Raw genomic sequence first — 13,263 nt, 5'->3', positions numbered from 1 at the left:
TTCTCCATTTTTTTGCTTACCTCCACCTTAATTCCTTCTTTCAAAACTATACCTATCAATCGTTTCCCCTTTTTTTAAGTTTCTTCTCTTTTTGTTAAGAAAGATCTGACTAATGGATAGCTTAATAAGGGGGGCATCTGATAATTTTTAACGCCTACCTACTTAGAGTAATATTTCCTGAAAACCTCTTAATTGTTTGACTTAAGTGACAATTTCACCAGCTTGGACAGAACGCATCGGTTATCAACGGGATTGGGTGTGGCGCGGTTGGCAAATTCGTTATAGTTTTATGCCGGCAAAAAACCGCCAAGATGCCGATAAACCCCCTTTAATTTTACTGCACGGATTTGGAGCGGCGATCGAACATTGGCGCCATAATATTCCTATTCTCAGCCAAAATCATCGAGTTTACGCAGTAGATTTATTAGGTTTCGGTGGTTCGCGTAAAGTGCAGGTTCCCTATACCGTTAATCTCTGGGTGGAACAGATACACGATTTCTGGCAAACTTTTATCAATAGACCGGTGGTATTAGTGGGAAATTCGATCGGTTCTTTAGTTAGTATGGCCCTAGCGGGTAAATACCCGGAAATGGTAGCCAGATTAGTTATGCTCAGTTTACCCGATGTCAGCCGTCGGCGGGAAATGATCGCCGATTGGTTATTAAATATCGTCACTCCCATCGAAAACTTTTTCACTTCTCCTTGGCTATTAAAACCGATATTTTACTATCTGCGTCGTCCGCAAGTCTTGAAAAAATGGACAGGAATCGCCTACGAAGACAAGAAAGCAGTCAGCGAGGAATTAGTACAAATTATCGCCGCCCCAACCCTAGATGAGGGGGCAGCGGAGGCCTTTATTTCCCTAGCACAAGCTGTCAATCATCCCGAATATTGTCCACCAGCAAAGCTAATTTTACCACGTTTACAAATCCCGATTTTATTGTGTTGGGGCAAACAAGATCGGATGGTTCCCGTCCAGTTAGCCGAGGGTTTTGTCTCCCTTAATCCTAGGATTAAATATGTAGAATTTGACCGGGCCGGTCATTGTTTGCAGGATGAATGTCCTGACCGTTTTAACCCAATTTTATTAGAGTGGCTAGAATCTGTTGCTGTTCTTTGAGAGAATAGGGAGAGTGATTGTTGGTGATAGTCCTATGCAAACCTTGGAATCGACGCTCAAACCCCCCGCAACTGCCTCCGAATTCGACACCACGATTCACCGACGCAAAACCCGTCCCGTCCGGGTAGGTAGCGTTACCATCGGTGGTGGTCATCCCGTGGTCGTGCAGTCGATGATTAACGAGGATACCCTTGATATAGATGGTTCCGTGGCCGGTATCCGTCGCCTCCATGAAATCGGCTGTGAAATTGTCCGCGTCACCGTGCCGAGTCTGTCCCACGCCACCGCTTTAGCTAAAATTAGGGAAAAACTGCTCGCCACCTATCAACCTGTGCCGTTAGTAGCCGATGTACATCACAACGGCATGAAAATCGCCCTAGAAGTGGCCAAGCACGTCGATAAAGTGCGGATTAACCCCGGTTTGTACGTTTTCGAGAAACCGAAAGCCGACCGCAGCGAGTACAGTCAAGCAGAATTTGATGAAATTGGCGAAAAAATAGCCGAAACTCTGAAACCTTTAGTAGTTTCCCTGCGAGATCAAGATAAAGCGATGCGAATCGGCGTTAACCACGGTTCTCTGGCCGAAAGAATGCTCTTTACCTACGGCGACACCCCCGAAGGAATGGTACAGTCGGCTTTAGAATTCATCCGCATCTGCGAATCCCTCGATTTTCGCAATCTAGTGGTTTCCCTGAAAGCTTCCCGCGTGCCGGTGATGGTGGCCGCCTATCGTCTCATGGTTAAGCGCATGGACGAGTTAGGTATGGATTATCCCCTACATTTGGGGGTTACTGAGGCAGGAGATGGGGAATACGGACGAATTAAATCCACTGCCGGGATTGCCACTCTCTTAGCGGACGGTATTGGTGATACGATTCGCGTTTCTCTGACGGAAGCTCCCGAAAAGGAAATTCCCGTCTGTTACAGCATTCTCCAGGCCCTGGGACTGCGGAAAACCATGGTCGAATACGTTGCCTGTCCTTCCTGTGGTCGCACTCTTTTTAATTTAGAAGATGTCCTGCAGCAAGTGCGCGCAGCGACTAAACACCTCACCGGACTCGATATCGCCGTTATGGGTTGTATTGTCAATGGACCGGGAGAAATGGCCGACGCAGACTATGGTTATGTGGGGAAACAGGCCGGTTATATCTCCCTTTATCGCGGTCGCGAGGAAATTAAACGCGTCCCCGAAAGTGAAGGTGTAACCGAGTTGATTAATTTAATTAAAGCCGATGGCCGTTGGGTAGAACCTTAATTAGTTTTACCAGTAGGGGTTGACATCGATTCAACCCCCGATCATCGGCGAGAATTTGTTACAATGGAAAGCTTGCTAGAAATTGCCGCCCCAGAGAGTCCATGCTACCTACACGCGATTGTGTTCGTCAAACCCCCGCTTACACTCCGGGAGAACAGCCCCAAAGCGCGGGATTTACCAAACTTAACACCAATGAGAATCCCTATCCCCCACCGGCGGAAATTTTTGCCCACCTGCCAGAGCAATTAGAGAAAGTCCGACTCTATCCCGATCCTATCTCCAAAGAGTTACGGCAAACGGCGGCGGAATTATACGGCATAGCAGCCGATCAGATAATCGCGGGTAATGGCTCCGATGATATACTTAATATCGCCCTGCGAACTTTTGTTAACCCTTGCGAAAGTGTCGCTTTTTTGGATTTAACCTATTCCCTTTACGAGACAATTGCCCGGGTACACGGGGCAAATATTATCGAATTTCCCACTAATGATAAATTTGAATTAGCCGGACCGATTATTTGTCCGGAAGCGAAATTAATTTTTCTAGCTTCTCCTAATCCTCCCGTCGGGAAACATCTTGAGCGCGACTATTTAGAGGCAACCTGTGCTAATGCATCGGGATTGGTATTAATTGATGAAGCTTATGTGGATTTTAGTGATGACAATCATCTCGATTTTCTCTCCCGTTACGATAATGTCATCATTAGTCGTACCATGTCGAAAAGTTATAGTTTAGCGGGGTTAAGAGTCGGTTTCGGTTTTGCTTCCGGGGCCATTATCGAACAGATGGATAAGGTGCGTGATTCCTATAATTTAGATCGCATCGCTCAAACTTTAGCCACAGCAGCTTTAAAACACCATAATTATTTTGAGCAAGTTTGGCAAAAAGTCCGTCAAACCCGCAGCCGTTTAATTACTTCTTTGCGGGAGTTGGGATTTATTGTTTTTGACTCGGAAGCTAATTTTATCCTCGCTTCTCCCCCCCAGATTAGTGCCAGTGAGTTATATAATCAACTCAAAGACCGTCAGATATTAGTGCGATATTTTAAACATCCTCGCATTCAGAATTATGTGCGGATTTCTATCGGCACTGATGAGGAGATTGATCGCCTTTTATCTGCTATTCAAGAGATTATGGGAACAAATTAATCTCTATTTTCGTCAGAGTTTTATTAGCATTTTAAACCCTAATAACTTCTCGAAAAAAAGGCTAGATTGATCGGAACAAAGCAGCGACAAACAAGGGTCTAATGGCCTGTCGTTTCTCCCGATTACTAGCCTTGGCTATCAAGATTATTAGTCCGACAAAAGGATTAAATACTAGCGCACAAATTTTTGAACTTATGCAATTTTATCCCCAAGGAATCACAGTTCAAGAATTGAGTGAGCGCTTAAATCGTCCCGTTTCTATGCTCAATCTTTGTCTAAAATCTTTGGTTGCTTCTAAAAAAATCGTGGCCAGAAAAAATGATAATCAGTGGGTTTATACTAGACCTCTTGTAAAAATCAAAAACTGTTGTTAGGGTTAGGAGTCGGTCGTCAGGAGTCAGGAGATAGGAGATTATTTTATTTATTCTCCCCACACCCCACACCCCACACCCCACACCCTGTCCCCACGAAAAACTTTTTCAGCAGACCCTAATTATTACCCCTATTGCTGAATAACTATTTTAGGCTGTAGGCAGTATTCATCTTCTCGGACAACTATCTCACCAATGCCGAGAAATTGAGCTTCTAAAGACTCCACGGCAACCAGAGAACCGATCATAACATTTGTATCGGTGAGATTAATTTTTCTGCCGTGAAACCAATCGATAACTCTTTCTGATGTCAAAGAAATCCAGTCTAGATGTGCCAAGGCAATGCGAGGCGAAATTAAAGCCTCGGAATTAGCCATTAAAGCTTCCAGATTAATACTATCGGCTAATTGAAAACCACAGCTTTCCGTGCGAGTTAAACTGGCTAAAGTGCCACCCACAGCTAACACCTTGCCCAAATCTCTGGCCAGGGAACGGATATAAGTCCCCGATCCACAGTGAATATCTAGCTCTATTTGTGGAAATTCGCCCTCTAACCAGTCTAAAACTGTAATTTGGTCAATTTTGACATGACGAGGCTCCACTGCGATTATTTCCCCTTTGCGTGCCAATTCGTAAAGACGGCGACCATCCTGGTGAATAGCACTATACATCGGTGGAATCTGGGCAATATTGCCAATAAATTCCGCTAAATGCGGCTTAACTGCCTCTAAAGTTAAATCGGGCCAGGGACAAGTAGCGATCGCTTTTCCGGTAATATCATCGGTATCGGTGCTGAGTCCTAACTGGATTTTTGCCCGATAAGCCTTATTTTCGGGTAAATAGGGCAGTAATCGGGTGGCAGCCCCGACGGCGATCGGTAAAACTCCCGTGGCCATAGGATCTAAAGTTCCGCCATGGCCGACTCGTTTTGTCTTAAGAATTTTTCGGACTTTGGCCACACAATCGTGAGAAGTCCAATCGGGGGGTTTATTGAGATTTAAAAAGCCAAACATTATAAATTATCAATTATGAATTATGAAGTGGGGTGGGGAGACAGGGAGAATAGATAAAAGCAATCTCCTCAATTCTGAATACTGAATACTGAATACTGACGGCTGATATCTAAAAATCTGACGTATTAAGTAGGGAGGCGCAATTATTTATAGGATGGGTTAGCGGTAGCGTAACATGATCGGGCGTTGGGCTTCATGCTGAAAATAGTTAAAACCCTACACCCTACACCCTACACCCTACACCCTACACCCTACACCCTGCCCCCACCGAAAACCTTTTTGCCGCAAACCCTACTTATATAATTGCATAACTTCGCTTAAAGGTAAACGGGAACGAACACCGATAGAAAGGTCAGAAAAATGACCAAGATCATAATGATCAACAGCAGCGCGAGCAATCATAGCGGCGTTATCTGTACAGAGTTTAAGTGGCGGAAAATAGACGGTTAAATCATGATTTTTGGCGGCAGTTTCCAGATGATTTCTTAAGGCACTATTAGCAGCTACTCCTCCCCCGATCGCAATAGTTTTTAAGCCATAATCTAAGGCACAATTGATGGTCCGACGGGTTAAACTTCTGGCCACCGTATCTTGAAAACTAGCGGCTATATCAGCTACAGGTAAATTATCTGGCTCGAATTTCTCTACTAAGCGCAAAACAGCAGTTTTTAAACCGCTAAAACTGGAATCATAGGCATGAAAACCGCCGGTTGGTAAAGATATTTTACCTTCGGGTAAGGGAAAAGCTTGGGGATTACCATCTTTAGCAATGCGATCAATGATCGGACCTCCGGGATAACTTAAGTTTAATAATCGTGCCACTTTATCAAAAGCTTCTCCAGCTGCATCATCTCTAGTAGTTCCTAATTGTTGATATTTACCGCAGGCCTGCACATGGATTAAACTGGTATGACCCCCGGAGACTAAAAGAGATAAAAAAGGAGGTTTAAGATCAGATTCAGCGAGATAGGAAGCATAGATATGACCTTCGAGATGATGAATGCCGATAAAGGGTTTATCGTGGATAATAGCCAGGGTTTTGGCTGCCGTCATTCCCACCATTAAAGCACCTACTAAACCGGGAGCAACTGTGGCGGCTATCCCATCAATTTCTGACCAAGTTAACCCCGTTTCTTGCCAAGCTTTTTCTAGACAAAAATTAATGGTTTCTAGGTGTTGTCGGGAGGCCATTTCTGGCACAACACCGCCATAGGGACGATGGAGATCAATTTGAGAAGAAACCACACTACTCAACACCTGGTTATTGTTAACAATAGCCACAGCCGTTTCATCGCAACTGGTTTCGATCGCTAAGATAATTGTCATGATTTAATCAGTAAATCGTCAGACACCCCCCTTATTAAGGGGGGATTAAGGGGGTATCCATCTTTAATTTAATTATAACCACTTACTTAATTTTGCTTAGGTACTTAATTAAAATTAAAGTTATCGTTCAGCAATTTCCATAGCCACCACCGCCGGGGGTTTCAATAATAAAAATATCACCGGGGTTCATTTCTACAGTCGCAGTACCGGGCAATTCTTCGATAGTTCCATCGTTTCTTTCCACGGCATTACGTCCTATTTTACCAGCTTTTCCTCCCGCCAGTCCAAAGGGGGGAATCTGGCGATTACCCGATAAAATATTAGCAGTCATGGACTCTTGAAATTTAATTCTTCTAATGACACCATCACCTCCAGAATATTGTCCCTTACCGCCACTATCGGGGCGAATGCTAAAACTTTCCACTAATACAGGATAACGCATTTCTAATACTTCTGGATCGGTGAGACGGGAATTAGTCATCTGGGTTTGTACGGCAGCAGTTCCCGCAAAATTTGCCCCCGCACCAGAACCGCCACAAATAGTCTCATAATATTGGTACTTTTGATTGCCAAAAGTGAAATTATTCATCGTTCCTTGACTGGCTGCCTGAATGCCTAAAGCACCGTATAAAGCATTAACTATGGCCTGGGAAGTTTCCACATTTCCAGCTACTACGGCCGCTGGATAAACGGGATTAAGAAAACAGCCAGATGGGATAATTAAATGGAGGGGTTTGAAACAGCCAGCATTTAAAGGAATTGCCTCCTCCACAAGGGTACGAAAAACGTATAAAACCGCCGCTCTTGTCACTGCTAGGGGTGCATTAAAATTATTATTTAACTGGTCAGATGTGCCAGTAAAATCGATGGTTGCTTGACAATTATCAATATCTATGGTGATCTTGACCTTGATGACAGCACCGTTATCCAGATAATAAGTAAATTCACCATCTTTTAAGACAGATATAGCTTTTCTCACCGCTAATTCCGCATTATCTTGAACGAACTGTTGATAGGCTTTAACCATAGCTAATCCGTAGCGCTCAACCATATTATGTAATTCTCTTTCCCCCTTGGCATTAGCGGCTATTTGTGCCTGAAAATCGGCAATATTTTGGGCGATATTGCGTGCAGGAAAAGGACTATTAGTTAAGTGATTAATTAATTCTTGTTCCCGAAACTGTCCCGCTGCTACCAGCAAAAAATTATCGAATAAAATTCCTTCTTCGCTAATATGGACAGAATGGGGAGGCATAGAACCGGGGGTAATGCCACCGATATCAGCTTGATGTCCCCGGGAGGCAAGATAAAATAATATTTCCTGATTTTGGCGGTCAAAAATAGGACTAATTACTGTGACATCTGGCAGGTGAGTACCGCCATTATAAGGATTATTAGCCAGATAAACATTCCCCGGACGAATCGTCTCACCTTTATCCTGAATTAAGCTTTTAACGCTATCGGACATAGAGCCTAAATGGACGGGAATATGAGGAGCATTAGCGATTAAATTTCCCACCTCATCAAAAATAGCACAGGAGAAGTCTAGGCGCTCTTTAATATTGACACTTGCTGCCGTATTTTGGAGAGTAATCCCCATTTCTTCGGCAATAAATTGATAGAGATTTTTAAAGATTTCTAGATAAATAGGATCGGCAACGGTAGTTATTTCTGAGCGGTGAAAATCTACAGGGAACATAGGAAAATCAGTTATCAGTTATCAGTTATCAGTTATCAGTTAGCTGTCTCTTGTCTTTTTTATCCTCCTCTGTCGGAGTGGCTCTCTTATTCTTTGTGTGATCAGTTTAACTTGCATAGGAGCGATCTTTGTGTCCTTTGTGTCTCTGTGGTTCATTCCACTTGCTCGCCAGACTATATCTTAGAACACATTTTACCCACCAAACCCAAGAGAGCCTGGGAACCTCCTGTCTCCTCACCCAAGAGAAGATTTTTGATTTTTGCAGGAGAGCCACTGATAGGGGCTGACTGAGATATAATCGCAGTCAGTACCAGAGGGTGAATTATGGATAAAACCAGCTTGATCGATAAAGTGAAACAAATGGCTAATAAACGCGATTATTTACTGCAATTGCGCGATAAACCCGACATTGGCGGCCTGAGATTGGATGTTAATCAAGCTCTTGAGGAGTTAGATGAATTGCTCGATGAGTTTCAAGCAACTTTTCCTGAAGAAAAACTTAGTTAACTATCCGACTCGACGGGATTGATGTTTGTCCGATTGTGCTAATTTTCCCAAGTCATCGATCGCTTTGATCAGAGCTTGGGAAGATATATCTTTAGGGTAGTATAGGTCAAAAGCTATACTTTGATTATTTTTTTCCATTGGAAGCTTTGGCAAGGAACTATAGGCGATAATGCGAATATAAGGGTCGAATTGTTTGATTTGAATAGCGGCGCTGTGTCCATCTAAGACAGGCATCTGTATATCTAAAATAATTACATCTGGTTGACAACTTTTCGCCAAGTCGATCGCCTGTTGACCATTAACCGCAATTCCGACCACCTGACAATGCGGCTGCTGGGAAATTAAAATCTTGAGTCCTAAACAGGTTAACTCTTGATCGTCAGCAATTAAGACTTTAATTAGGTCTCTTGGCTTCATTATAATTATTTTGCATTCCCTAGAGGTCTCACCTTTTATCATTGTAGAGGCTGTTTGTCTTTTTGCCTTCACTTCACGACACTTCCCATCACCCCATCACCCCAATTCAGGTTCTTCGGTTTATGTGATGCAATGGACGAAGTTATAATGTATGAAACCCTACCGTAAACTTTTGTAAAGTTACCGCTGACAATCCGAAATCCGGAATTTAAAATTGTAGCCATTTACAGAGTAGTAGTGAGGCGCTGGTTATGGAGAGAGAACAGATACTAATACAGCTTCGCAGTCTCAATCAAGTCAGCAAGACTCTCATCCGCTGTAAGAGTCAGGAAGAAGCCATACAGGTAGCACTGCAAGAAGTGCGCGAGAAATTAAACGTGCAAGTGGCATCGATTTTTCTTTTTTCTAAGGATGGTGTCCTCAAACGCTTTGGTATTGATGGCGTTGATAGAGAGGGTAATCCTCTCCCTGCGTCATGGCTGGCTGACGAAACTTACAAACCTGACGAAAGTTTTTCTGGAAAGGCAGTACCTCCTACTGGCTTAGATTTATTGGATTCAACTTATGGAGAACCACAATATTCTAATAATATTATGAGAGATTTTCCAGATATGAAGTATGGCAAAGAATACCAGGATACTTTAGGATATTTAAGGTGCGGTATTTCAGTTCCTCTCAATGGCTTGAATAGAACTTTTGGTACATTAGAAGTGTTAAATAAAAGTGACAGCAATGGATTCCAAAATGAAGATTTATCCTGGTTAATGCTAATTAGCACCACTGTTTCTAAGATCATATCAGATTTTGGTAGAAGGAAAAATCTAGAAGAATATAATAAAATCACTCAAGAAATTATATCTTTAGGAGCGGAGCATAAATTCAATCAAAATGAATTTACAAAAATACTAGAATCAATTGCCGATGATCTGGTTTCAGATCTGACTCCTTATAAGGTTTGTATCTTGCGTATCAAGAATAAAAACAATGAATTAGAAATCGTCAAAATATCTACAACAAATGATATTTGTGGAGAACGCGACAATAAGCCAGTAAAAGTGGTAGATGGCATTGTAGGACAAGTATTTAAAACCAACACTGCCGAGTATATCAATGATATTGAAAACTACAAAAAACCATATTTTAATAAAACATGGATAGAAAAAAATAGCTTAAAATCTCATGCGTGTGTACCACTTTCAATTGAAGGTAATGTTGTTGGCACTATCTCTGTTTACACTGGCTACAAGCGTGAATTTTATGATAGCGATAAATCATTTTTGAGGACCATATCATTTTTGACGGCTGCGATTATATACATAGTTCAGTACAAAGAAGAGTTATCTAAAGAAAGAATAGAATTAGAAAATGAAAAGCGTGAATTCCACAATAAGGTTTATGCTCAAGGATTTGACACTAATTTAAAGAGCTTCCTTCACGAATATAAGAATGAATTAATTGACATCTCTTATAACCTACAAAAACTGTTGAATGATAGTGGCAAAAGTAATAGAGAAAAAGAGCGAATTGTTAGTGAGCAAATAGAATGGATAGACAGGCGTATAGAAGGTATAAGATCTGAATTTGAATCAGAATCTAGCGTTCCTACCGCTATCGATATTAATGACTTAGTAAGAAAGGCTGCCAAGTTTTTTGATTTGGCTTCTAGAGACATTGAAGTTGTAATTATACCAGACAAAACCATACCAATCATTGAGGTTGACGAAACGAAATTTAAGCAAATCATCCACAACTTAATTGCCAATGCGATAGAAGCGATTGAAAAAGCCAAGCCCAAAAAAGCAAAGATTTTCATCAAAACTTTCATTGTGACATCTGATGGTATAGAATATATACAGATTAGCATTGAAGACAATGGATCAGGCATACCCAATGAAATCAAAGATGAAGTTTTCAAAAAAGGATTTTCGACTCGCAAATCTGAAGGAGGTACAGGCATGGGGCTGTATGTCGTCAGTGAAATCCTGCGCGAACATGGTGGTAAAATATACTACGACTCCACCGTTGGCAAGGGAACCACATTTTTTGTAAATATTCCACTCAAGTGGTATCAACTTTGATCTATAATGTAAAAACACAACAAAAGGAGAATTAAAATGTCAGCAGCAATATTTGATAATCGATCTATGTGCAGAGCAGTATTGAAAAGAGAAAAAGAAGTTGTATTAATGGAAGATAGTTTAGCCGTAAAAGAAGCCATTAAAGAGGTTATAGAAGGAGAAGTAGGCTGGATAGTCAAAATGGCAAGAAACAGTGATGAAGTTGCTGATTTAGCCAAAAACGGAGAAGCAGCAATTTATATTATTGACAATAAAATTGGAGATAATCCTACTGAAGGTTTAACAGCTTTGGAAAAGATCAATAATATAAATAAAGACATACCTGTAGCAATATTTTCCGCACATCCAAGCTATAAAATTCGAGCAGAAAAAATAAACAATAATTTGGTGATTTATGAAGTGAAGGGGACTAGCCTAAAAGAAAATGCTCGCCACATTATAACAGCATTCGTAAATCGCTTGCGGCAACTCATTGATGAAATACAGAATAAAATTAAGAATAGTGATGATGAGTATCGAAATATATTTATTGAACTGCTTGAAAAAGAAAAGTTAGAATTAGAAAGAGATCGACAAAAACTTATATCTATTGAACTGCCTGAAAAAGAAAAGTTAGAATTAGAAAGAGATCGACAAAAACTTGAACTTGAACAACTACCGGCAAAAAATACAAGTGCTACATTATCTATACCTACAGATATAGATGGCAATTTTGAAGCATACGAAAAATGTCAATCAGATAGGGAGTGGTTGGCAAAATACGAAAGCAAGTATGTTGCTTTTGTAGGTGGCGAGCAAGTTTTTCCAAAAATTACAGATGAACAAGAACTGCTGAAATTAATAAGGGAGAATTATCCTAAGCAAAGGCGGCTTTTTACAAAAGTTACAAAATCAGGAAAAACAAGAGTTGTCAAAGCACCAAGTGGATATTCCAAAATCAAGAAAATTTAACAAATGAACTCTGGGGGGATTGAATTTATGTATCAATTTGGCAATCTGCAGTCAGAAGAGTATGCTTGTCCAGAAGTATCAATCGTCATTTATAATCCTCTAGATGATTATGAAGGCGATACACAAGGAGAGACAGTTAACGCTATTGTTGATACTGGGGCAGAAATGACTGTTGTGCCTCAATCGACAATTAATGCCCTTAGAAGGAGAAGTATAAACGAATTTGAGACTTATCCTATTATAATGGAAAATGCAGATGGTTCAAGACGTGAATGTGAAGCATATCGTCTTTGCGTAAGGCTGATCGAATCTGAAAAATCGGAAAGCAATGGACAAGAAAATTTACAAATAAATTTTATAGAAAGGGAGATAGAGATTGTATCATTACCAGACAAAGAATATGCTTTAATTGGTAGAGATTTTTTAGATCTATACAAAGTTGTATTTAATTTTAAAAACAGACTATGGGGGTTTTGTGATGAAACAAATTGTCAGATTTTTTAAATACACTTTTCTGGGAGAAATTGACGGGCGTACTATTCGTATCGTAAAAGTTGAAGCTTTTGGCAGAAAAAAAGCTCAAGAAAAAGAGCAAGAATTATCTCCTAATGTTGACACGAAGAACAAGAATAGAATAATTCTTGGAGTAAATTGGATTTTGGCAATCATTTTAGTAGTTTGCTTATTAACTATGGTTATTTATGCTGTTTTCTATAGGAGTGAAAAAGTACCTGACTATATTACCAATCCCTTCTACACGGTTTTAGGCTGGTTTGGGAATGCTTATGCATCTTTCCTAAGAATCGATCAGAAATAAGCAACGGAGTTGACTTATGAGTAAAGAAGACTAATCTGAGTGGTGCTATACGATTGTAGAAAAGAAAACCTACTACGTTAGAAACTCGCCCTCCCAGTTAGCAAATTGTCCCCTTGACTGAGACAATCAGCCATAAGCAGCTAGTTAAAACTCACCATAACAGCACCCACCATCGAATCCGTCTTACAATCTAAATACAATAGTGCGATCGCCAATCTTGTAGGGTGCGTTCCCTAATGCAAGTCCTACTGCTCCAGCGATCGATTTTGGGGAACGCACCATGCCCATGGATTGAAGCTGTGGGTTAAAGTGCGATGCCGCTCTTGTGGGCCCAGTTGGGGAATGTTAGCGAAAATTCCCAATGTTTAGGTTAAAATAGAGGGCAAAAGTTGCCCCAGGGTCTCTTCAATGACAGTTCGACAACCCCGCTACAGCAAAGAAGAATTCGCTCGACGTGGTAATGAGATTTATGAATCTCAGGTACGTTCTCAAGTGGAGGAGGGAAATCAGGGGAGAATTGTGGCGATCGACATCGAAACTGGAGCGTTTGAGCTTGCCGAC

13 protein-coding genes are annotated in these 13,263 nt (G+C 41.2%); 9 read left to right on the top strand and 4 right to left on the bottom strand.

All coding sequences use genetic code 11. The features are described 5' to 3' along the window. Window positions 1-205 precede the first annotated feature (205 nt). From IM507_RS20730 to IM507_RS20715, 4 genes are all read left to right on the top strand, one after another. On the top strand, window positions 206-1,120 hold the full coding sequence (locus IM507_RS20730) for an alpha/beta fold hydrolase (protein WP_287637669.1): 915 nt from the start codon (window positions 206-208) through the stop codon (window positions 1,118-1,120). Window positions 1,121-1,154: 34 nt separating this feature from the next. Then, a complete protein-coding gene (gene ispG / locus IM507_RS20725; RefSeq protein WP_287637668.1) occupies window positions 1,155-2,375 on the top strand; it encodes a (E)-4-hydroxy-3-methylbut-2-enyl-diphosphate synthase in 1,221 nt (406 codons plus the stop codon). Window positions 2,376-2,476: 101 nt separating this feature from the next. Then, window positions 2,477-3,523: a histidinol-phosphate transaminase gene (hisC, locus tag IM507_RS20720; RefSeq protein ID WP_123230838.1), complete on the top strand. Its 1,047-nt coding sequence runs from the start codon at window positions 2,477-2,479 to the stop codon at window positions 3,521-3,523. A gap of 101 nt (window positions 3,524-3,624) precedes the next feature. Then, window positions 3,625-3,897 carry a winged helix-turn-helix domain-containing protein gene (locus IM507_RS20715; protein ID WP_123230837.1) on the top strand — a complete coding sequence of 91 codons (273 nt, stop codon included), beginning with the start codon at window positions 3,625-3,627 and terminating at the stop codon, window positions 3,895-3,897. Window positions 3,898-4,025: 128 nt separating this feature from the next. Here IM507_RS20715 and truB read toward each other — a convergent pair whose 3' ends face one another. From truB to IM507_RS20700, 3 genes are all read right to left on the bottom strand, one after another. Next, entirely contained in the window at window positions 4,026-4,907 is an 882-nt protein-coding gene (truB, locus tag IM507_RS20710; protein ID WP_130757462.1) for a tRNA pseudouridine(55) synthase TruB, read from the bottom strand. Window positions 4,908-5,198: 291 nt separating this feature from the next. After that, window positions 5,199-6,233 carry a tRNA (adenosine(37)-N6)-threonylcarbamoyltransferase complex transferase subunit TsaD gene (tsaD, locus tag IM507_RS20705; RefSeq protein WP_190537155.1) on the bottom strand — a complete coding sequence of 345 codons (1,035 nt, stop codon included), beginning with the start codon at window positions 6,231-6,233 and terminating at the stop codon, window positions 5,199-5,201. A 127-nt stretch (window positions 6,234-6,360) separates the two neighbouring features. Continuing rightward, entirely contained in the window at window positions 6,361-7,932 is a 1,572-nt protein-coding gene (locus tag IM507_RS20700; protein ID WP_287637666.1) for a hydantoinase B/oxoprolinase family protein, read from the bottom strand. A gap of 324 nt (window positions 7,933-8,256) precedes the next feature. On the opposite strand from IM507_RS20700, the gene IM507_RS20695 reads away from it, so the two are divergent. Beyond that, the gene (locus tag IM507_RS20695) at window positions 8,257-8,439 is read left to right on the top strand and encodes a hypothetical protein (RefSeq protein WP_002734024.1); all 183 of its coding nucleotides are present in this window, start codon (window positions 8,257-8,259) and stop codon (window positions 8,437-8,439) included. Here IM507_RS20695 and IM507_RS20690 read toward each other — a convergent pair whose 3' ends face one another. Continuing rightward, window positions 8,440-8,898 carry a response regulator gene (locus IM507_RS20690; RefSeq protein WP_353847180.1) on the bottom strand — a complete coding sequence of 153 codons (459 nt, stop codon included), beginning with the start codon at window positions 8,896-8,898 and terminating at the stop codon, window positions 8,440-8,442. Between the two features lie 209 nt (window positions 8,899-9,107). Between IM507_RS20690 and IM507_RS20685 the strand changes: the two genes are divergently transcribed. From IM507_RS20685 to IM507_RS20670, 4 genes are read left to right on the top strand one after another with little or no spacing between them, the layout of a single operon-like run. Then, on the top strand, window positions 9,108-10,934 hold the full coding sequence (locus IM507_RS20685) for an ATP-binding protein (RefSeq protein WP_287637664.1): 1,827 nt from the start codon (window positions 9,108-9,110) through the stop codon (window positions 10,932-10,934). A 36-nt stretch (window positions 10,935-10,970) separates the two neighbouring features. Continuing rightward, complete coding sequence (locus IM507_RS20680) at window positions 10,971-11,885, top strand: response regulator (protein ID WP_287637663.1); 915 nt, start codon at window positions 10,971-10,973, stop codon at window positions 11,883-11,885. Between the two features lie 27 nt (window positions 11,886-11,912). After that, entirely contained in the window at window positions 11,913-12,389 is a 477-nt protein-coding gene (locus IM507_RS20675) for a retropepsin-like aspartic protease (protein ID WP_272014788.1), read from the top strand. Next, complete coding sequence (locus tag IM507_RS20670; RefSeq protein ID WP_287637661.1) at window positions 12,364-12,702, top strand: hypothetical protein; 339 nt, start codon at window positions 12,364-12,366, stop codon at window positions 12,700-12,702. The genes IM507_RS20675 and IM507_RS20670 overlap by 26 nt, the downstream gene beginning before the upstream one ends. Window positions 12,703-13,263 lie beyond the last annotated feature (561 nt).

This window comes from Microcystis sp. M20BS1, assembly GCF_020245305.1.
Classification (GTDB): domain Bacteria; phylum Cyanobacteriota; class Cyanobacteriia; order Cyanobacteriales; family Microcystaceae; genus Microcystis; species Microcystis ichthyoblabe_A.
This window is presented reverse-complemented; position numbering and strand designations above follow the sequence as displayed.